The organism is Clostridium sp. AF50-3 (assembly GCF_003477445.1).
Classification (GTDB): Bacteria; Bacillota; Clostridia; order Lachnospirales; family Lachnospiraceae; genus Otoolea; species Otoolea fessa.
In genome coordinates, this window is the sequence record NZ_QUDH01000004.1 from 59,728 (window position 1) to 82,088 (window position 22,361).

The 22,361-nt window shown below is 40.6% G+C and carries 16 protein-coding genes; 15 read left to right on the forward strand and 1 reads right to left on the reverse strand.

What is annotated here, in order from left to right; all coding sequences use genetic code 11:
- The first annotated feature begins 346 nt into the window (after positions 1 to 346).
- Entirely contained in the window at positions 347 to 1,672 is a 1,326-nt protein-coding gene (locus tag DW085_RS06050; RefSeq protein WP_118491816.1) for an AAA family ATPase, read from the forward strand.
- 112 nt (positions 1,673 to 1,784) lie between these two features.
- Here the strand turns inward: DW085_RS06050 and DW085_RS06055 are convergent, their stop codons facing one another.
- A complete protein-coding gene (locus tag DW085_RS06055) occupies positions 1,785 to 2,093 on the reverse strand; it encodes a helix-turn-helix transcriptional regulator (RefSeq protein ID WP_118491818.1) in 309 nt (102 codons plus the stop codon).
- A gap of 220 nt (positions 2,094 to 2,313) precedes the next feature.
- Here DW085_RS06055 and DW085_RS06060 point away from each other — a divergent pair, with 220 nt between their 5' ends.
- From DW085_RS06060 to DW085_RS06125, 14 genes are all read left to right on the forward strand, one after another.
- A complete protein-coding gene (locus DW085_RS06060) occupies positions 2,314 to 3,099 on the forward strand; it encodes a LytTR family DNA-binding domain-containing protein (RefSeq protein WP_118491820.1) in 786 nt (261 codons plus the stop codon).
- A gap of 48 nt (positions 3,100 to 3,147) precedes the next feature.
- Positions 3,148 to 4,407 (forward strand): radical SAM protein, encoded by a 1,260-nt coding sequence (locus tag DW085_RS06065; RefSeq protein WP_118491821.1) that lies wholly within the window; start codon positions 3,148 to 3,150, stop codon positions 4,405 to 4,407.
- A 302-nt stretch (positions 4,408 to 4,709) separates the two neighbouring features.
- The gene (locus DW085_RS06070; protein WP_147353927.1) at positions 4,710 to 5,624 is read left to right on the forward strand and encodes a hypothetical protein; all 915 of its coding nucleotides are present in this window, start codon (positions 4,710 to 4,712) and stop codon (positions 5,622 to 5,624) included.
- Between the two features lie 178 nt (positions 5,625 to 5,802).
- Entirely contained in the window at positions 5,803 to 6,438 is a 636-nt protein-coding gene (locus DW085_RS06075; RefSeq protein WP_118491825.1) for a hypothetical protein, read from the forward strand.
- 6 nt (positions 6,439 to 6,444) lie between these two features.
- Entirely contained in the window at positions 6,445 to 7,371 is a 927-nt protein-coding gene (locus tag DW085_RS06080; RefSeq protein WP_118491827.1) for a hypothetical protein, read from the forward strand.
- A 14-nt stretch (positions 7,372 to 7,385) separates the two neighbouring features.
- Positions 7,386 to 7,907, forward strand: a complete 522-nt coding sequence (locus DW085_RS06085) for a hypothetical protein (protein ID WP_118491829.1) — start codon at positions 7,386 to 7,388, stop codon at positions 7,905 to 7,907.
- Between the two features lie 25 nt (positions 7,908 to 7,932).
- Positions 7,933 to 9,258 (forward strand): type IV secretion system DNA-binding domain-containing protein, encoded by a 1,326-nt coding sequence (locus DW085_RS06090; RefSeq protein WP_118491831.1) that lies wholly within the window; start codon positions 7,933 to 7,935, stop codon positions 9,256 to 9,258.
- A 14-nt stretch (positions 9,259 to 9,272) separates the two neighbouring features.
- Complete coding sequence (locus DW085_RS06095) at positions 9,273 to 10,469, forward strand: hypothetical protein (RefSeq protein ID WP_118491833.1); 1,197 nt, start codon at positions 9,273 to 9,275, stop codon at positions 10,467 to 10,469.
- Between the two features lie 35 nt (positions 10,470 to 10,504).
- Complete coding sequence (locus DW085_RS06100; RefSeq protein ID WP_182430810.1) at positions 10,505 to 12,688, forward strand: vWA domain-containing protein; 2,184 nt, start codon at positions 10,505 to 10,507, stop codon at positions 12,686 to 12,688.
- 17 nt (positions 12,689 to 12,705) lie between these two features.
- A complete protein-coding gene (locus DW085_RS06105; RefSeq protein WP_118491837.1) occupies positions 12,706 to 16,149 on the forward strand; it encodes a tubulin-like doman-containing protein in 3,444 nt (1,147 codons plus the stop codon).
- A gap of 38 nt (positions 16,150 to 16,187) precedes the next feature.
- The gene (locus tag DW085_RS06110; RefSeq protein ID WP_118491839.1) at positions 16,188 to 17,912 is read left to right on the forward strand and encodes a hypothetical protein; all 1,725 of its coding nucleotides are present in this window, start codon (positions 16,188 to 16,190) and stop codon (positions 17,910 to 17,912) included.
- Entirely contained in the window at positions 17,912 to 18,436 is a 525-nt protein-coding gene (locus DW085_RS06115; RefSeq protein WP_118491841.1) for a hypothetical protein, read from the forward strand. The genes DW085_RS06110 and DW085_RS06115 overlap by 1 nt, the downstream gene beginning before the upstream one ends.
- 21 nt (positions 18,437 to 18,457) lie before the next feature.
- Positions 18,458 to 20,074: a hypothetical protein gene (locus DW085_RS06120; protein ID WP_118491843.1), complete on the forward strand. Its 1,617-nt coding sequence runs from the start codon at positions 18,458 to 18,460 to the stop codon at positions 20,072 to 20,074.
- Between the two features lie 237 nt (positions 20,075 to 20,311).
- Positions 20,312 to 22,351 (forward strand): hypothetical protein, encoded by a 2,040-nt coding sequence (locus tag DW085_RS06125; RefSeq protein ID WP_147353928.1) that lies wholly within the window; start codon positions 20,312 to 20,314, stop codon positions 22,349 to 22,351.
- Positions 22,352 to 22,361: the final 10 nt, after the last annotated feature.

A 22,361-nucleotide genomic window follows, 5' to 3' on the forward strand; every position in this document is an offset into this window, starting at 1 on the left:
TTAGAACCGCCGCAGTTCACACAGCCGCCGGTGTCGTGTCGCCGATTCCAGCTGCTGCCGTATCTGTCTCCGGAGTCATCTCAGCGTCCCCCTCGGGCACTGCCGCTGCTGCGTCGTAGTTGTATGTTTCCAGAAAAAGATACCTCTCTTCATATTGGATATATTGCAGTATATGAAGAGAGGAAATTGAGAGGTGCCTGTATCAGGATTCTTTTTGTTCTTGTATCAGTAAAATAGAGATGATAAAATAGAGATTAGATAAAAGAAAAGTTGTAATTATAATTCGATATGGTTATAACATGGGAACGGAAAATAGAAAAATCAATGGAAACGGGGGGATGTCATAGTGAAAGAACGGCTGAAACTTCCGATTGGGGTAGAAAGTTTTGAAGAGATTCGAACAGATGGCTTCTATTACGTGGATAAGACAAAGTTAATTGAAGAACTTTTAAACCAGTGGGGAAAAGTAAATTTATTTACACGCCCGCGGCGTTTTGGAAAATCATTAAATATGAGTATGCTTCGCAGCTTCTTTGAAATCGGGGCGAAGCCGGAATGGTTTAAGGGCTTATATATTTCTGAAAATACAGCTTTATGTGAAGCTTACATGGGAAAATTTCCGGTTGTTTCCATCAGCTTAAAAGGAGTCAATGGGGCAACGTATGAGGAAGCAAAGGGATATTTAATTAAAGTAATTAACCGCGAAGCCAGACGGTTGCAATTTTTGATGGACAGTCCAAAACTGACCCGGTTTGATCGGGAACTGTTTGACGAGCTTCTGCGGAAAAATATGGACGACGAGACGCTGACCAGCAGCTTACAGGAGCTGTCTGAACTTTTAGAAAAACATTTTGGAGAAAAAGTAATCGTTCTGATCGATGAATACGATGTTCCGCTTGCCAAGGCAAATGAGAATGGATTTTACGATGAGATGGCACTTTTGATACGGAATTTATTTGAAAATGTCCTGAAAACGAATGACAGCCTTAAATTTGCGGTGCTGACAGGATGCCTGAGAGTGGCAAAAGAAAGTATTTTTACGGGGTTGAACAATTTTAAAGTATATCCGATTACCAGTGCCGCGTTTGATGAATACTTTGGTTTTACAGATGCAGAAGTAAGGGCATTGCTTCATGCTTATGATCTGGATGAAACATATGAGGCGGTAAAAGCGTGGTATGATGGATATCGGTTTGGAAAAGCGGATGTCTATTGCCCGTGGGATGTAATCAATTATTGCAGCGATCATATTAGTGATTCAGAGCTGCCGCCACAGAATTATTGGATCAATACCAGCGGAAATGAGACGATTTACCATTTTATTGATGAAATGGGAGAAAAGCAGAAACTGACGAAAGCAGAACTGGAAGCGCTGGTAAATGGGGAATCCGTTCAGAAGGAAATCAATGAGGAACTGACATACAAGGAGTTGTATGCATCCACAGAAAATATCTGGAGTGCGCTGCTGATGACAGGATATCTGACCAAGCGTGGGGAAGCAGATGGAAAACGATATCATCTCGTTGTCCCGAATCAGGAAATACGGAATATTATAACGGAGTATATCCTGATACGTTTCCGGGAAAATGTAGTCAAGGATGGAGTGATGGCAGAGAAATTCTGTCGGGCGCTGATAGATGGAAAGCTGGAAGAGGTGCAGGGTGATGATTAAAAGAAGTAAATAAGGAAAAGCACAGGGGCTGCTGTGATATGAAATTATGGTTTGAATGAATTGAAACAAACAGTAATTTCATATCACAGCAGCCTTTTTTATTGTGCCTGTATTACGATTCCTTTTGCATCTCTTTCGATTCATCGAAGTAACGCATTAAACGATATAAAATCTCCCGCTCAGCATCCGAATACTGTTTCAGTGACAGAAGTTCCGTGTCATCCATTCCCAGAAGATAGTCTGAGGTAGTATGAAGCACCTTGCAGAGTTCTGGAAGAATTTTGCTGGATGGGATGGAAAGGGACATCTCCCATGCGTTTACACTGGAACGGGTAATCGAGAGTCGTTTTGCCAGTTCACTTTGAGTCATGTCATTTTTTTCGCGTAGTTCGCGAATACGTTCAGCCGTTTGTACGATCATGGAAATCCTCCTTTTTATAATAATGATAGCGTTCCGAAAGATAAATTAAATTATCATGAAAAGATAATAGAAAGTGACAGAAGAAAAGAATGTAATTTACAAACATCTAAAAGTGATAATAAAAATTGACAACAAAAAGAAAAATGATATAATAATTTTATTCAAAAGATCAAGCTACGCGTAAATCAAGAAAAAGTACGGAAAAACAGAGGATATTGCTATGAAATTGCGGTGTGTAGTGTGCAGCACTCAAGTAGAAGTATTGAAAAGTATGGAAATGCTCTTGGAAAATACAAATTTAGTAAACAGTGTTACGTGCTATAGTACGCTTGAAGAAATAAAAGATGAATTGAGGGATGGAAAAGAAGCGGATATTTTGTTTATGGATATATGTGCTGAAGAGGAAAAATGCTTTGAGAATGATAAAGAAAAGAATGAAATTGATTTTGTCTGTGAATTGAGAAATGTTTGTCCGTCACTTCAGATTATTTATCTGGCAGATGCTCATAGTGAATGGTATGCCCAGACTATTTTTTTGACACCGGTTCAACCGGCTGGTTTTTTGATTAAGCCAGTCAGGGAGGATTATATAAACAAATTACTTTTATTAGCGATGGAGCGGCAGAAAAAAGAGACACAAGGGAGAATTATTGTTTCGGGAAAAACAAGGCGTACTTTTTATAGCTGGGAAATTCTATATTTAGAAAGTAAAGCGCATATAACATTGATTCATACAGTGAATGGAACAGTATATGAGTGCCGGGACAAAATATCAGAGATGGAAAAGCAGGTTGGAGAAAAATTTGTCAGATGTCACCAGAGTTTTCTTGTGAATTTACAATATGTAGAATGCCTGAATAAGGAGAAACAAGAACATAGTGGAAAAAAGAGTAAAACAGATGTTTTAGTGCTGAATACACAAGATAAGGTTGTAATCAGTAAAAAAAGGTATCTACATACAAAAAACAGTTTTGAAAGATATCTTGGGAATAAAAAAAGTGGATGAACAGACAGAGGCAAAATATTTGAGTGCCTTGATATAAAGGGGAAGCAGATGAAAAAGTCTAAATTTAATTTTTGCTATAAAAGAGATAATAATGAAAATATTATTTATAACACATTCAGCAAAGCGATTATCCTGTTAGATGATGAGGAATATTCGCAATATGAAGGCCAGGAGATCCAGAATGAAAATATAAAAAAAGAACTTTTAGAAAATGGTATCTATGTAGAAGATGATTTTAATGAAATGGATTTCTTGAAATATTTTCATTATAAAACAAAATTTTCAAATGAAACACTGTACTTGACGATTGCTCCAACACTGGATTGTAATTTTGCCTGTCCGTATTGTTATGAAAATAGACGGAAAGGGAAGATGACACAGGAGATACAGGATGCAATTGTTGACTTTGTAGAGGATGCGATTTCAAAAGGAACCAAAAAGCTGGATATTTCCTGGTACGGGGGAGAACCGCTTTTATATCCGGATATTGTGGAATCACTTTCCAGAAGAATCAATGATTTAGCACAGCGCTCAGGATGTACAGTTTCCATGCATATGGTTACAAATGGATATTTGCTGACAGAACCCATTGTGGAGATGTTAGATGAAGTAGGCGTAAGCAGAATTCAGATCACACTGGACGGATTGAAGAATTATCATGATGTACGGAGACCATTGAGAAATGGGGCTGGCACGTTTGATAAAATTATAGAAAACCTGAAATTATTTGCCGATTTTCCAATCGAAGTGTTAATACGAATGAATGTAGATAACCAGAATCAGAAAGACTTTATGGCATTAAAATCAATGATTGATTCCCTGGATAATCCAAATATGAAAGTATATACTTCACCGGTAGAAGATATTAATAAAGATACGATCAATGATGTGAGTGATTTTATGACGACCGAAGAGTTTGATGCATTTACTGTAAAGACCTGTGAAGACGGTGGACAGTCGAAAGAAGATTTTTCGGTGATGGATGATCGTTTTTGTTTTTGTACAGCGGAGACGGAAAATTGCTATGTCATAGATGATGTGGGCGATGTTTATAAATGCTGGGATGAGGTTGGAAGAATCGAACACCGGTGTTTTAATATACTGACTCCAGACACTACAAACTATACGGTCATTGCAAAATATTTGACGTATGATCCATTTGACAATGAAAAATGCAGGGATTGCGTATATCTTCCGTTGTGTTTTGGAGGATGCAAGTTCCAGAGGACGAATTTAAATAAATCGGTATGCGGATTTAACAAAGAGATGCTGAAAGCTTATTTAGAATCGGCTTATTTTTCAGACTGAGGAAAAAGATGATTCAATACGCTTGGGAACAAGGTATTGTTGAAATCTATAAAATTAATTTTAGGAGGATATGAATATGAAGGTAATTCAGAAAGCCAAAACAACTCCAAAGACTTTTAGCCAGAACAAACGTAACGCGGCACCAACCTGCAACGCAGTATGCAAAAAGTGTCCGCCGATGACCTGCTAAAAGTAAAAGCCACAGTGTGGGGAGATCTGCACTGTGGCTTTTTTATGGAGGAATCAGGATGCTGTACTGCTTTATAAGAGAAGAACTGGAACATTTAAGAGACAATGATCCGATGTTGATTCAGTTCCGATATGCAAAACGGCTGGGGAGTGCGTGCTTATATAATCAAAAGAAGGAAGAGATAACCGATGCTGCGGGAATGTTCATAGATGTATCCAAGCAGGAAATTTTGCTGCGGACGTCCTATCCATATATGTATGAAGGAATCCGGGGAATCCAACAGGCAGGGGGCTCTCCAGTTGAGAATGAATCAGATATTAGACAGATTGAAAACTGGGTTGATTTACAGATAAGCAAAAGAAGAATCGTTTCATTTTGTTATGACGAATTGTATCAGGAGGAGATACCGGAAAAAATAGAAAAAATTTTACGGGAATCCAACTGGGTGTTTGTAAAAACAAGGAAAAAGGGATTTACTGCTAAAATATCAACAAACCGGTTGCTGCAAAAAGATAAAGAAATAAAGCTTTTTTTTGAAATGCATTGCCCAAAAGAGGATGTCCTTTTTATGTCGGAATGGCTGGATATGAAACGGGATTCATTAGGGAAAAAAGAATCACGCCATGTTATTTGGAATGGAAAAGTGATGAATTCTTCCAGAGCGGTACATTCGATCCGGCACACCGTTCCCCAGTCGGAACGGTATGCTGCGGAGAAAATGGCAGAAGAGATATCTAAAATCAAAGGGTTTCCGAAAAATTATATATTAGATATAGGGGAATTTTTAAAAGATGAAAAGTTAGTGCCAGATGTAGTGGAGCTGAATCCAATTACTCCTGCAATGTGCTATGTGAATAACAGTATATTTACAGAACGGTTACCGGAGGTAATGCATATATATAGAGAACTGGGAATGGGGGCGGAGTATTGTCTGGATGCGATGGAACATAGAGAGCGCTATGCAAAGATAAAAAAAGTTGGGGAAACTTATACATATATAAGTGACAATACATTTTGCTTTCTGTAAGAAAATCAACTGCTTTGAAAAAAGGCGGTTGATTTTTTTGCATATAAATGGGTCATTTTTGCAGGTTGGATTAGTTGTATCAAACTATTTGTTATAATTAATTTAATCTGATTGTTTGAATTGAATGCATGATTTGCCTGAGATAGACAAAATTATCAGTGAAAATGGAGGGATGGCTATGAAGATAACAAATAAGGTTAAGACCTGCGGCTGCTGCGGAAAGTGCTTTGAAGGTTTGATAGTAAATTCCTGTTATAGGGGAGATTATGGGCTGGATAATAAACCAATGCAGAAAGATGGCTATCCATTGGTGGAACAGTGTCCAGATTGCGGATATTGCGGTTTTTCGATTGAAAAACAGGTTTCTGAGGAAATAAGAGAAACGGTTAAATCGGAGGAATATAAGAAGATTCTGGAAGCAGGAGGAGAAAATCAGGACATTTACCGTTTACAGGCGATGCTTCTGCTGACGGATGATTTAGAGCAGGAAAGTTATATCCATCTGCTTTTATGCTGGATTTATGAAGAGGAGCAGAAAAAGATAGAAGCGTTGAAAGAACGGAAAACGGCTGCCAGTCAGATGGAAAAAGAATTTGAAGAAAAGCCATCCGTTTTGGTCGAACAAATGATGATCTATATCGATTGCCTGAGGCAGCTTGGCGAATGGGAACAGGCAAAGATGGTCGTAGAAGATATAGGGGAGGATATTCAGGAACATTTCAATTTGAAACATCTGATCCGGCGTATTTTTGAATTTGAAAAGAAAGCGATAGAAATTCAGGATACAGCACCTCACAGCATACGGGAGGTGTAAAAGTGCATGGGAAAATACATTTTAGATTATAGCAATGTAAATCCTGAGCTTTCACAAGATACAAAATATGCTGATTTATCAGAGGAAGAGTTAATAGATTGCTTTCAGCCAGAAGCGTGGAAGGAGATATGCCGGGATGAGCGGGAGATGCTCCGCGTTTTACAGGAAGTAGGAAATCGTTATGCAGAAGGGCATGGCATAGAGGAGAGGCCTGTCATAGAAAGAGTGAGTGACCCGAAAGTATATGGTTCTTATTCATATGGAAGAAATGTAATTACGATCAACCTGGACGAAGCAAGAAAGAATCCGATGGAAGCACTAGATACCGTTGTCCATGAAGAAAATCATGCGCTGCAATATCAGTGTATGGACTATGGAAGCGATACTACAACGTCTTTTACAAAAGAAGAAATTGCACTGCTAAAAGCAGAAACGGAAGCCTATGTAAACGATGAACCCAGATATCATCGTCAAAGTCTTGAGGTGGACAGCAATAATGCGGGATTACGTTTTGTCTTATATTGCAAAGACAGATTTATCAATACCCCGGAGTTTGAAGAATATATCAATAAGCGGGATGAGTTTTATCAGTTGCTGGGGGATGAATATGAAGATGAGCCGGATAAAGTTAGAATGTCGGAATATTTGCAGGTTCTAAAGGCATATTCGTCTGGAAAATTGACGGTAGATGAAGCGGAAGATGCGAAAAGGTGCCTGCAGACGAAAAATTCGATCCGGATGGAAACAGAATATTTAAGGGGGCAGCTACAGGAAATAAAGCAGGACATGGAAGTTCAAAATGAAGTGCAAAAGCTGGAGGACGGACTTGATTTTTTGGAGGAGGAAACAGGTTCAGCGGAAGACATTCAGGAAACGGTTGAAGTTTTAGAAGTGCAGGAAAATGAGGCTGTGAATGAATATTCAATGGAATAAATGGAGTGGATAAAGTGAAGAGAAAAAAGACAAGCGGACCATATTCAGATCCATATACATATGGAAGAGAACAAAATTTTGACAGCTATACATCGAACCTGGATCATTTGAACGGTTTTCGGACAGCACAGGATTATGCCTCTGAGAACGCACCAGGACTCGGAAGAACAGCCAGAAAGCAGGTGGATGGAGACAAAGGAGTGGTTTTGTCTCCGGGAATCAAAAAGTGTATTGCGGTGGCGGTTGTTATCGTTCTTCTTGCAGGAATAGGCTTTAACGGAGGTTTTGATCGGCTGATGGAGGGAGTCAATGAGCTGGTAACCTGGGTAATAACTGCGTCTCTTATGACGCTCGTTTGCTGGGGATTCCTTTGCCTGCTTGGAAAAGGGCGGATTTATGGACAAATGAGACGATATCTATTTATTGGATTATTTCTTGTGAATATACTGTCCGTATTTATTCCGGGGTTTTCAAAACTTGGGATATCCGTTGTGGTAGTAATAGCGGCAATCCTTTTACTTCTTCGGATATTTTAAAACGTAAGAAGGGGAGGCAGCCTAAATGGAAATTTCAAGAAAAAAAATAACCGTCTGGGGAGGCGAGTTAAAGCGGGAAGCCAAGCTGGAGGTACCGGAATGGGAGGTACTTTATAGGAACCGGGACAGACAGGATTCTTTTTTTACGCTGAACGAAGAGCTCTTTTCCAGACATATTCTGATGCTTGGAGGCAGCGGAAGCGGAAAGACGAATGTATTTAATCTGACGATGAACCAGCTGCGGGCAAGGAATACGGAGAATGATATTTTTATCGTATTTGACACGAAGGGAGATTTTTACAGACGGTTCGGGAAAAAAGAGGATATAGTTCTTGGAAACAGCCGGGAATATCGTGCGAGCAGCGCCAGATGGAACCTGTTTGATGAAGTTTTGTCGGATGGAACGGCTCCAGAAGATTATGAGCTAAATGCAAAAGAGATGGCGGCATCCCTCTTTGCGGGACGTGGTTCGGAAACACAGCCGTTTTTTGCGAATGCGGCAAGGGATATTTTCGCAAATGTAATCATTTATTTTATTCGCTGTGCAGAAGAAAACAGCGAGCGGAAAAAATTATTAAATAATAAAAAGCTGATCCGGTTTTTCAGGGGAGCGGACAGTAAGAAGTATGTGGAGATTTTTCAGCGGTATGCAGATATGAAAAGCCTTTTATCATATATTGGCGATGGCACGGGCGGTCAGGCACTGGGCGTGTTGGGAGAGCTGAAAAGTATGGTAAACGACTGCTTTATCGGTGTGTTTCAGGAAGACGACCAGAATGGGCGTTTTTCAATCCGGAATGCAGTTGGGGAAAAAGGCGGAAAAGCTATTTTTATAGAATATGATTTGACGGTGGGAGAGGTATTGACGCCGATATACAGACTGCTCATTGATTTAGCCTTAAAAGAAGCACTTGGAAGAAGTGAGAAAGAAAAGGGAAACGTGTATCTGGTACTGGATGAATTAAAATTGCTTCCTAAACTGCAGCATCTGGATGATGCGCTGAATTTTGGAAGAAGCATGGGAGTGAAAGTCATTGCGGGGCTTCAGTCCGTCAATCAGTTGTATGACAGTTATGGACAGGAGAAGGGAACGGTGATAGCGGGCGGTTTTGGAACCGTGTTTGCTTTCCGGACATCGGATAATGCGTCGAGAGAGTACATATCGGGTTTGTTTGGAAGAAATGTGGTTAGTTTTCAATATACAGGAATTGACCGGCAGCCGGTAAAACGGGAACGGGAAGGGTATGTGGTAGAGAGCTGGGATCAGCTTGCCTTAAAAAAGGGACAGGCTGTGGTAGGAATTGCAGATGAACCAGATCCATTTGTGTTTCAGTTTGAATATATGCCATAGGAGATAATTGAAATATGGTTGAGCCTTATAACGAAAGAGGAATTATAGAGCGGAGAAGTGTATCTTTGGAAGAATGGCTGCCAGATAGTCATCTGGAAGAAAGCTATGCGGTGTTTGGCGGTGATATGGTTCAGAGGGATATTGCGGTGGAACAGGGAATTGCAAGGGCGTTTGCCCACCGGGCAATTTTGGTTCTTCATAATAATCCGAGTCTGGAAGCGGAGTTAAAAAACTTAATCTATTCTTATCCAGAACTGGCGAAATATCAGAATAAACCGATGGCATTTGTGAATTACAGGAATCAAAATTATATGCCATTCTGGGGATTAAATGAGAATAAGATTCTGGAAGCACTTTATCCGGAAAGAGAACGGAACCAATCCAGTCAGTACAGAAGCGGAGTCCGCAGTTATTTGAAAATTTTAAAATATGGACAGAAGCCATATACCTTGTCGAATTTATTGCGTTTGTGCAATAAAAATATAGAGCAGCTGGAACAGGAAGAATTATGTGATATGCCAGCGGAGATGGCAGATGAGCTGCTTGCAAACTTGATGGCAGAAGGAGTCATGCTCAAGGTCAGAAATGATATAGAATCCTTTGCCGGAGAATTTCGCAGCCGAATATGGGATGGAGAAGAAGAAAATGTGGTAAACCTGCTTTCTGCCGTAAAAAAACAGGCGTTGGTATCGATCCACTTACCTGTCAACAGCAGAACCATTCTGGATTATTTAGCAGTAGAACTGGAATTGATTTTAGAAAGCGGCATTCCCTGCCTGTTGGTAATCGATTCGGTAGATATAGAAGACGGGCGGATGAAACGGATATTACAGAATCCATCCGTTACGATGGCAAAGATTATAGCGGGAGGCACGATGCAGAGTGTGTGCAGCCGGGTGGAACATGGAGGAGAAGAAATTCTTCCGCATTTTCGTAAGATTTTATTATTCAAGTGCGCTAACCCTGTGGTTGCAAAGCAATATTCGGAAATGATAGGTTCATATCTTAGGACCGTAGTAAGTGAAACACACAATGACACAAAACGACCATTTTCGTGGCTGCCGGTCCGTACAAAGGGCAGCACAGTCAGTCAGCAGCTGACGGCGAGGATGGAGCCGGATGAGCTGGCAAATCTGGGAGATGGCGCGGTACTGATTAATCAGGAAAGTGGGCGGATAGAAAAAGCACTGCGGATCGAGGAACTGGAGTAAAACAGCAGTAGAAACTTGACAAGAGGAGGATGGGAATGAATAACAAACGCAGAGGAATCTTTTTTTTAGGAATTTTAGTCCTGCTTCTGCTGGCTGCGTGCGGCGGAAAACGTGTAAGCGGACTGAGGGAAAATACGGGACAGGATGTGATCGCGGATGACACAACCCGGACAACCGATGTAATGATGGTGATGGACGAGAGTGGTTCAATGCTTCATTCAGATCCAGATAGAATTGCGATTGAGGGAGCAAAGATGTTCGTAGATATGGAAAAAGCAGCCGGCATGAATCTGGGGCTGGTGGAATTTTCCAATCGGGTGAATACAACAGGACTTCTGGATATGGGAGACGGACAGAACCGTGCAAGTATGAAAGCAGTTTTAGAGGGGATTGTATACGATCCGCCAGCTCATACAGATACGGGATGGGGACTTTTGAAGGCGGAGGAAGTATTGTCTGGAATGCCGGAGAAAGATAGAAAAATCATCTTGTTATTTACGGATGGTCAGACGGATATAGATGCGGGGACACCGGGAAGAACAACAGAAGATTCAAAAAGAGATGTCGATACGGCGATTCAGCAGGCACAGGAACATGGATACGAGATTTATTGTATAGGGTTAAATGCGGATGGAAACGTAGACGAGGGGGAATTGTCCAAGATAGCGTTATCTACGTCGGCTAACTATCATATTGCAAACAGTGTGCAGGAGCTTCCAGATTTTTATAATTCGATCATTGCGGAAATAGGAGGATCGGAAGCGCTTACATTGAACGAGTACACGGCGGACGGGGAATATCATACGGAACATTTTACGGTAGAAAGCAGCCGCGTGATGGAGGCAAATATCATCCTGTTATCGGGTGTGCAGGTAGAAGACATTCAGGTGACAGCGCCGTCTGGAGAAGCTGTAAATCTGGGGGATGAATCAAAAGCACGCTATACAGCTTCCAGAACCTATTCACTTGTGAAATTATTTTATCCGGAAATCGGAGAATGGACAGTAAATGTAAAAGGCGTCCAGGGAGATCAGATCAAGATAGGGATGATCTATAGTTACAATATGGATTTAAAGGTTCATGTCGATTGTACCAGAATGGAGCTGGGGGGAAGTGTATATATTGAAGCCAGTCTGTACTCAGGCGAAGAAAAGGTAACAGATGAAGCTCTGTATCAGGGACTTAGTGGCTATGCATCAATCGTCAGCCGGGAGGATGGCTCGGAAAGCAGAATTGATTTAAACCTTTCAGGGAATATGTTAGGAAGCGTTTATCGACCGGAAAAAGAAGGAACGTATGATTGTACGGTCCATGTAGAAGGAAATGGATTTTTCCGCGACAGCCCGGCGATTGAACTGAATGTGACGGGAGAACCGGCGGAAATCACGAAGAAAATAGGAAAAGTATATGTCCGAAAAGGAAAACAGATTGAGAAAGATCTGGATTTGTATTTTTCCGATCCGCAGGGAAATGGATTGTCTTACGAAGTGGAAGGAACGGATTCCAAAGCTGCCGCAGAGATAAAAGACGGTCATATCCTGGTTATCACGGGAAAGGAAAAGGGACAGACGTGGCTTACGGTCGGCGCGAAAAATGCATCCGGAATAGCAATTGGGCAGCAGATCCGAATCAGGGTTGAAACGGCTGCAGGAATGATCCGGCGTGTGGCGATTCCGGTACTGGTTGCATTGTTGATTCTGTGGCTTATCTGGCGGAAGACAAAGGGGGGAGAGAGAGTAACGGGGGTGTTGGATGATATTTTTGTAGAGTATACAGGACCAGATCCGGAAACAGGAACATCCAAGAGTGAACGTTACCAGATTCCATGCAATATGGAGTTAAGGTCTCTGGGAAAAAGAGGCGCAACCGCAGATAAATTGTTGCAGATTTTGAAAGGCTATTATAGCGCCTACGGAACAGAAGTCCAGAAAGAAGCGTTTATCAGAGCGGTAGATACGTTTAAAGAAGAAGCCAGTCATGTACGGATTAGCGGCAGCAAACAGCCATACACAATAAAGCTGACAAAAACAGGAAATCATGTACGCCTGCTTCCGTTTGACGGGGAAAAACAGACGATATCCTTAAATGAAGGAAGCGGTTACAATCCGGTTATGAAGCATGAGCAGCGTATCGGATTCCAGTTTGATAAATATGGGAAGGAGGATACGACAGTACCGGAGGAGACGTTGGTAGTTTCTATGAATTATAAAAGAATATAAAACAGGAGGAAAAAGCAATGGCACTTACAGCAGAAGAGAAAAAGAGATTGGACAAATTAGGGTTTGCGAATGGAGGAGGCTATTCGGATTTCTTAACAGGTGTGCAGAAGCAGAATCCGTCAACGGATAAATTCCTTTTTATTGGACTTGGTGGAAAAGGCTGTAGTACAGTAGCTCATTTGAAAACCGAAGTTTATAAAAAAATTAAGTGTCCGACGAATAAGATAAAACCGGATAATTTTGAATATCTGGCAATTGATACGGATGATAATTCGTTGAGACAGCTATGCCAGGGGGGATTGGGAGAAGTAGGATTGAGCGATGCACCACAGGATCAGGAAGTATTTCACTTATATGATGCTAATGTAGCTGCTGTATTGGCGGATTCAGCTAGATGGCCGGACAATATTAAATCATGGATGAATACCTCACTCAGTGCTAATCTGGTAGGTGCAGGAGCTGGTGGTATTCGTCAGGCTGGAAGAGGTCTGCTGTTTGGGGGAATCACAATAGGTGAGTTATGGACGAGTATTTCTAATAAGTTTACCAGATTAAATGCAGTTGGTGGGAATGAGCTGATTGTTTACGTATTCGCCGGAGTAGGCGGAGGAACCGGTAGTGGAACTATCGTTGATATTCCATATATTGTCAGAGAGATTGCCCGTAGGGCTGGCTGGGCGATAAAGGTATATGGCTATATTTTTCTTCCGGATACTTATGTGGTAGGACGCAATGCGGCCCCTCATATTGAAAAAAACAGTTATGCAGCCTTGCAGGAAATTGACAGTTTGATGAATCTGGCTGAGATGGGAAATGCAGGACACTTTAAAGCTATTTATGCACCAGGTTATGAGGTAGACAGTACAGAAAACGTGTTTGAGTCTTGCGTTTTAGTTTCTGGAAAACGCGGAACGGGTTTAGTGCCGAGTCCAGATCGTTTTAGCCAGCGGGTAGCAATTGACAATGTTCTGACTCAGATTACCGATACAACTGATAATAATGGTCAGATGATTTCCAGATCGTTCCTTGATAATCAGAAGGTTGCAGTAAGAATGAGGGTGAATGCACAGGGACCTAACATTCCGCGGAATGCGTACTATCAGTATCTTGGAATTGGAATTGGTGCAGTTGAATTACCGCTAGATCAGATGCTGGCCTATGTAGCATATGGTGTTGTGAATAAAATGCAGGCGGGCTGGAATATTCATGCCACACAGCAGGATGCAGATACTGCATTGAGAAATTATGGATTGGATCCTGCTTCTGTGGGAAACCAGATTATTCAGGATTCTGCTGTAGCATTATTAAAATATACAAAGGACATGAAGAATGGAATTACCAGAGAAATGGTAAAAGATCAGCGATGGTATAATCAGATAAAATCTTTGTGGATGGGATATCACACCAGTATGTATACACAATGGGATGTTGCAAGGCAGAAGAATACATCAGTGATTGCTAGTAACATAGCAAAAGATTTTCAAGCAAAATTTACAGGATCCACTTTTGGAATCTATTTTTTAAGAGAATTGTTAGCCAACAGACGTGTAGCGGGGGATGCAATCAATGGAACACTGGAACAGATAAAAAAAGATTATTATGAAACGCAGTTGGAGAATCAGATCAACGGTGCAAGAGCAGGGCGTCAGCAGGCAATAGAACATATGAATCGTATCGAAAATGGACATTATGTGTTCTTCCCATTTGATGAATATGGAGAAGCTTGTGTAGAACGGCTGGTTTGGGAAGATAAGGAGTATTTATATGACCATTATGTCAGAAAGTGCCTGGAGGAAGCGATTGCTGATTTGGAAGGGAAAATAGCAGAGGTACAGAAGTATATTGATATTTTTGCTTACATAAAAAATCTTGTGGATGGCAACTATCAGTTGGCTATGAGTGGAAATATGCCATCTCATGCGGCGTATGCAAGTCAGCTTCTTGATTTTTCACAGAGTACGACTGCGGTGCAGGCGGTTATGACATATCTCGATGCAATGTTGCAGCAGAAAACAAAGACTGGACTGGTAACAGCTTTTGAAAGTGAAATTTGGAGAAATAAAAAGGAGTGGATTAACAGTAGCGAAGAATTTAATCCAATTCAGACATTTGTAGATTTCCTGGAAAGCCAGTTTGCGCCAATCGTTGCTCTTTCTCTGGATCAATTTTTAATGATGCAGTATAGTCAGCAGAGTGTAGCAGGTGCGATAACTGCAATGTGTAGCCAGTTACAACAGAATGCAGGTGTTTTATTTCCGTCTATTCCACAGATGCCAATGAGTAGTCTTCCATCAAATAACTGGATTATTGTTCCGGCTAATGCTGGAACACTGACGGCGAATGTAACTGCATATGTTGGCGGTGTTCAAAATGCCAGCGTGGCATATAGTTCAGATCGCAATCGGATATACTGGTATAATTTGACGGCTGGAATCCCAATGTTTGCTTTGCCAGATATTCATTCTTATGAAAATGAATATAAGACAAACTTACAAAATAATGATTTTGGAGTTCACCTACAAGAAACGGAAGAAGACAACTGGAATGATTTACCATTATTAGATAATCAAGCTTTTTGGCCACAGGGATATGTAGATCCGGATGAAGTTCAGTATACACAGTTGGTACAGAGAGAGACGGATGCATTTTGTGAAGCAGGGTTGATTCAGCAGACAAATCAGGGGCTTTACAAAGCCTATGTACTGAATGACGATGCTTTAACAAAAACAGGAAAAGATGAAATTTTAACTTGGTGCAAGGATACATACATGAAGAAAGATGGTCTTATGGATGCGGGAACAGGATTTGTGAGTGAATTGTATAACTTTTGCACAACTAATAGAGATAGTATACGGGAAATTCCGATTCAGAATGGCAGCATGATGATGAACATCACAAACTCTGGCAATCTTTACAAAGCAATGCGTATGCAGAGATTCCTCTACAAGCGTTTATGTAAAACATTTGAGATTTACAAAGAATGCCGAGATATGATCGATCAGCAGAACCAGACATTATCAAAAGCACAGAAACTAAATTCAGATACAGTTCGGTTCGCAAAATTGATCAAGGCTGGAATTATTCGGATTCAGGATGAGGAAGAATTGGCATATTATGAGGATTCAACGGGAAAACAGAGGATTTTTGTTAACTACTTTTCTCTTAATCCAGTTGAAAAAACGTATGCGGTTTACCATGTTTTTGAAAAATTCTGTGAGATTGACGAGCAGATCGTAGCTGAATTAGAGAAAGATCATGATGAGTACATTAAACAGGCAAATCAGGACAAGGAAATGATTAATGCCTATAAGTCCAGAGGAGCACAGTTAAAGGCAAAAGTAAATGAGGCAATCAATCAGTTGAACAAGTATACAACACAGAAGGATTTTGCGATGATTGGAAAACCGGGAATGCCGAATATGCTGGATGATTTCTATAAGCGGCTGGACTTATACTGCTAGTCAGTAAAACACATAAGTGAGAGAGGCAGGAATACGCTATGAAAACTGGAAATTTAAATCATGAACTGGAAATGATCAGAAATGAACAGACAGACACAGAACGCTATAAAAAAAGTATAGCGTATTACCTGCTTAGTATCACGTTGGGGGCAGATGACCATGACGTGACAGAAAGGATTCAGGAAAAGCTGCTGGAGAAGATGCACTGGGAGGAAGCGGTGCAGTTTCTTCAGTTGAAAAGTGGGGGGGAAAACAGAAAACGGATTGATGAAGCAATTGATCTGTTTGCTACCAGGGCGGCGATGGGAGTTCTGTCGCCGCTAATCCCGTATTATATTCCGGTTATCGTAATGATGAAAGCAGTGTCTGTAGATGCAATAAAAAATCTGACAGAAAATGTAAGGGAGAGTCTGGGGCAGAAGGGACGTTCTTCCTATGAAATTAGCTATTACCTGATTTATGATCAGGGAGTGGAAAAAAATGATCTGAAGCAGATAACAGCAGAGATTCGGAAAGAAGATACTTCATGCAATATTGGAATCTTTAGTAGAAATATGGAAGAAGCCTATGCCCATGTGATACGGGCGATTGCCATGGCTCTGTTTCTGAAATTATATGGAGAAAGAACACCATACAAAGCATATACTTTGGGATACTGGAAGTATGATGTAGTGAAACAGAGATTGGCTGCGTGTTTGGAAGAACTGCTGCAAAAACAGAAAGAGCAGCAGGAATGTGATCTGAAAGAAGAACTAAAAAAGCACATAGAGAATCTGATATTTTCTAATATCAGTGTTCAGATAAGGGAATGGATCCGGCAGTTTCTGACGATGCCGTTTCAGATCAATGAATTGGAAAAGGAAAAAGATATTACATACAGGAAACTGCAGACGGTCATGTATGGCACGGTGACGGCCTTTCGTGATTTTCTGGGTGATAATTTCGCAATAGAGAATAAAAAGAAGGCCGCTTTTAATATTTTAAATCAGCAGAAGTGCAGTTTACGTGATATGGAGCGCCGCATGAAAGAGGTTTGTGATGCATTAATTACGGAATATCAAGGAAATATGGAGGATTTTCGTTCCAGCTCACTGGAAACCAGAGTAATGCTGGAGCGGGATTTATTGGGATTTGGAAAAAATATCCGCTTTGAATTGCCGGTTCAGCGTTTAAGGCAGGATATCTGGGAGAGAGAGGCGAATTGTTTTGTGGCGGAACAGAGAAAAGCAGTTGTGGAAGAAATGAAAGCTTATCTTGGTTCAGATGAGTTTCAGCGCTATAAGGGAGAAATTGAGAGAAAACGTGCTAGCGAAGAAAGTCAGATTAAGCTGATTTACAGGGAAGTAAGCCTGGATGAAAATAACCTGGAACGGGGATATAGTGAAGAGAATATGAAGAGTTTTTCGGAAATATTGAACTGGAATGAAACTGTACTGGAATCTTCGTGTCTGGAAAAGATAGAGAAAATGATACTCCCGAAAATCAGAAGCAGGGTGGAAAATGAGATGGGGGAGAAACGAGAGCAGTTGATTGGTGAATTTCAGCAACAATCAGAGGGATTGCACCGTATAGCAGGTTCGCAGATTTATTATGCGGCGCATATTCCATATGAGTGTGGAGGGAGAAAACAAAGAATTATTTATGAAACCAGACAGGAACAGAAAATGAGCAAAGAAGAACCAGGGGTAAAGGAGGTCTGGTGGGAATCCCAAGGCTGCTTTGAACTGGTGGATTACAGGGAAATCAGAGGAGATGGCTGTTGATGATAGAGCACATTGAGATAACAGGTGAAGGCGGAATCATTCGCCTGAAATGGGAATGGGATGATCTGGAAATCGAAACCCTGGACATTTATTACCGGAAAAAAGAATATGAGAAAACAGCAGTGTTTCAGACAGGAATCCTGCATGAGCCTCAGAAAAAATTTGGTTATGTGGAAAAGAAAATGAGTAGTGAGCGGGGCTTGTATTCTTTTCTGGTCATTGCCCATTTTCAGTCTGGTGATGTGGCAGAAAAGTGGATTCATGATGTTCCGTTAGGCGGAAAAATCCGGGTTTTATGGAGTTTGAAACGTGAAAAGCATGGTTATAGAATTACATTTCCGCAGTGTGATGCACAGATTCCGGCTAATATCGTGATTGCAAAATGTAACCGGGTAAAAATGAAGCTTGGTTATCCCATAAGCAGAGAAACAGAGCTTATGGTTTTAGAAAATTTGAATGAGCAGAGTTTTGAACTTATGGTGGAGAATCCTTATTGTAAAATAATCGAGCTGAAACAGTGCTAAAGTGGAAAGGACAAGGGAAAAATGGAATTTCATAAGATACATTGTACAAACTGCGGTGAAACCATTTCAGCAGATCAGTTGGCAGTCAATTTGGATCAAATCATCTGCAATTATTTAAAAAATCAGGTAGAGCGGATGGGAGAAAATTCGCTTAGGGAACTGGCAGAATTATTTCAGGTAATCAAGGTTGGGCTGTATCTTTCGAAGTATGATATGGCAAATACGGAAGAAATTTTATCTGACAATGATAGATTGACCATACAAAGTGGATATGTGTTGAAGTTCATCGAGCGGAAGTATGAAGTGTGTTTATATGACTCAGAGAACAAAATCCAGATGGATGCATTAAAGAAATTGTATAACCGCATACATTTTTACCGTGGTTCTGACGTTAAGGGCGGATTTGAAAAAGTAAAGCGGCTGGTGGAACTTCTGAATCGTGACAGGAAGACGGTTTTGGCGGATTGTACCTGCCAGTTTTCGGTACAGAAAGATGATCAGAAAAATGAATTTATTTCTCAGCTGATTACCAGTTCACTGGATGGACCGAAGTGTGTTTATCAGCATATGGTTTGTCCGAAATGTGGAAATGAGTTTTATATTACGGCGGGAACTTATGAGGAGAAGATAATTGTTCTTCTTGGAAGCTCGCGAGTGGGAAAAACTGCATATCTGGCGGCGCTAGTAAGCCGGATCAATGGATATTTGGATCAAAAACTAGGGGATAAAGAAAGAGTTATTACAGTAAAAAATGTCCGGGACAGCCGTTATGAGATATTCAATGAAAAGGTATTGAAGGACTATCAGGCAGGGAGAAAACCAGAGAAAACGAATGTGGAGGAAAAGCAGGAAAATCCAATCCCTTTAATTTCGCTGAAAGTAAAAACTGGAGACAAAATAACGATTTATACGGTTGTGGATATGCCGGGCGAGGCATTTGTTCCGAAAGATACGTCCGAAAATAAGGAAGCGGACGGAAGCTTTATTATCAATCGGAGGCAAATCTGCTCCTGTGCGGACGCGTTCTGGTTCTGCATTGATCCGGTTCAGATCGATCGAAGACTACAGAAGATTAATGAACAATCACCGGCAGAAGATAAAGTTCAGTGTGATATCAACAGAGTATTAAGTAATGTTGAAAATATGATAGCCCTTATGGGAAATGATAAAAGCGAGATCCCCACGGCGATTATCCTCACAAAAAGTGATTTGCTGGAGGGAGTGGCAGAGGGAATGTATCAGGCGGACGATGCAAAGGTATGTCTGACGGAACGCGGATATCTGGACGGAGATGCAGTGAAGGCGGCCAGTCAAAAAGTATTGGATTATTTAAAAAAGAATCCGAATGCGGTGGAGAATATTTCTGAGCAGATAAAAGACATATTTGAACATAAAAATTATTTTTCAGTGGCAGCTTATGGAGTAAAGGTGGATCAGGAACAGCGCATGATAGCGCCTTATGGAATCGCCCTTCCGTTTTTATGGACGATAGCCAGTTTTGGGGAACTTCCGATTGAGCGGAAGCGGATTGAGATAAAAAAACAGGGATTGTTCGGAATGATATTTGGAAAAGCAGGAAGTCGGGGAGAGGTTGTTACAAGTTATGTGCCTTGTACGATGGAAGATCTGTACGAATAGAGGTTTATAAACCGGGAAGGAGAGTTTATGCAGCTCGTATACGGAAATGATGGTCAGAATTATATAACGATTACAAAATCTGCGGGAATTACGGACGTTCAGGAAGCACGTTTACTGGAAGATTACAGGGGATATGGCTATGTAAAAAACAGGGAAGCATATTCCGATCCATCTAAGGAACCGGTTTCGCTGACGTATGTTACAACGGATTTATTAGAGAGTAACAGGAAGAATGTTTTGCTGGTAAAGAATGCCAGAATGACGAATTATACTACATTATGCAGCTATACGCATATGCGTTTGTTTGAATCAGATAAGGAGCTATATGGGAAGTATTTCCTGAATCTGTTGAGAGCTGGTTTTCTGGCGGATGTGAAGCTGAATGCTTATAAAAATCAAAATATAGATACAATCGAGCTGCCTCAGGAGCAATATGTTCCAAATGAATATGCACTGTCAGAGGAGCATTTATATTCCTTAGTAACAGCACTTTTATATGCAGCGGATAGTTATATTGAACAAATAAAAGTGATTGTAGATGAAGAGGGGGATAATTACAATCACCGGGCATTGGATATTATTGCTTCAGTTTATCGATATATTCCGTACAATATCCGAATGACTGCCGGTTTTTCTACCTATGCGGATCCAGCATTCCGGATTCCAGATCGGGTAAAAATGCAACTTTATACAAGGGAAGCGGTTGGAAAATTAAAGGGGATCGTGATAGATCTTTCACAGAAACAAAAAAATGAAGATTTGGAATATGCACCGGAAGAGTTAAAGAAATTTTCCAGAATGCTGATTGATGTACCTGACGAGAGCAGAGAAAAATTATTCATGGAATTCCAGAGGGCATTTGAACTGGAAGACGCGACGGTCAGGGATCATATTGTATTGTATAGGAATAAAACGTATTGGCTTGAACCTGTATGCGAAGAATCATGGAGGCAATGGATTTCATTTGCAGATACAGAGCGGAGGAATGGGGGCGAAAGCCAGGTGCTTCGGGTCTTTCAGGCTGTCATCAGTAAAAGAGTTTTGACGGAGAATTTACAGGAAAGCTATCGTGTGTATTTGAAAGACATCTTGAAGCGTCAGGGCATGGAACGGTTTGATGAGGAGATGCACACAGCATTAGATTTTACGGAGGAGATAGCGGGTTTAGATTTCTGCCTGGAAGATTTTGTAAATTGGGAAAATGAAGCGGTGATTGCAGGAGTCTGCCAACGTCATCAGGATGAGAGAGAACAGAAAATATTTTTTACAAAGATAAAAGCAGAATGGTTGAAAACCATGCCTGATTCAAAGAAATTTGAGAAAGTAAAAAGTGAGTTATTAGATTCACTGGATGATGTTATCCAGGTATTGCAGGTACGCATTCGGCAAAAAACAGAAGAAGAAAAAGTAAAAATAAAAAGATTCATACAGAGTAAGGAGTGGAATCTTGATAATTGGAAAATATTGGAACGGCAATATCAGGCTATTATATATGAAGAAAATTATACTTTTTTTTCAACGGAATTGGCGGATTGTCTGGATGACACCCTGGCGAATCGGACTGCTTTTCAGGACATGGGACAGTATGAGGAATATCGCCGCTTTTTAGAATGCTGTGAAGCACTTTTAAAGCCGGATAGATATAAAAATTTGATGGAGCTTTTGGAACGGAAAGGTGCATTTATAGAAGAGTTAGAAAAAGCGAGAAGAGTCACCTGGAGCTGCTGGGAGGATGTTTCAAAAACATATTGGAATCTTTTAACCGTACAAAAGTATATCTTAAAGGGCTACCGCCAGATTACATATATACTGGACGTTTTTGAAGAAGAGTTTCAATTAGAACCGTATGAAATGGAGGGCTTGCTGAAATATATTGAGACAGCTTCGGAGGAAAGTGAACAGGTAATGGTGGCATTATTACAGAGAGAAAAGAGGCTGCTGGATGCTTTGTTAGAATTGAAGGCGTTTGAGGTGAAACATTTTGAGTCTCTGTTTTATATGGCAGATCAGATCGACCAAAAGTTAAAAAAGCCGCTTCTTTCTTATTATTTGTATAGTGATGTGCTTTTAACAAAAAAAGAGGCAAAAGCCGTTTTGCTCAAAGTAAATTCGGGTATATTGCGTATGCTTCAGAATGAATGGTCAGATACAATTTTAGATCAATTTGTGAATAAAGAAAAAGATAGAAGATGGATGAAATATTTAATGCTTTTTATGGCAGTTTTATTTGGTGCCATTCTTGGTGCTGCAGGTGCATATCTTTTTAGATTAAGGTAAGAAAGGGTGC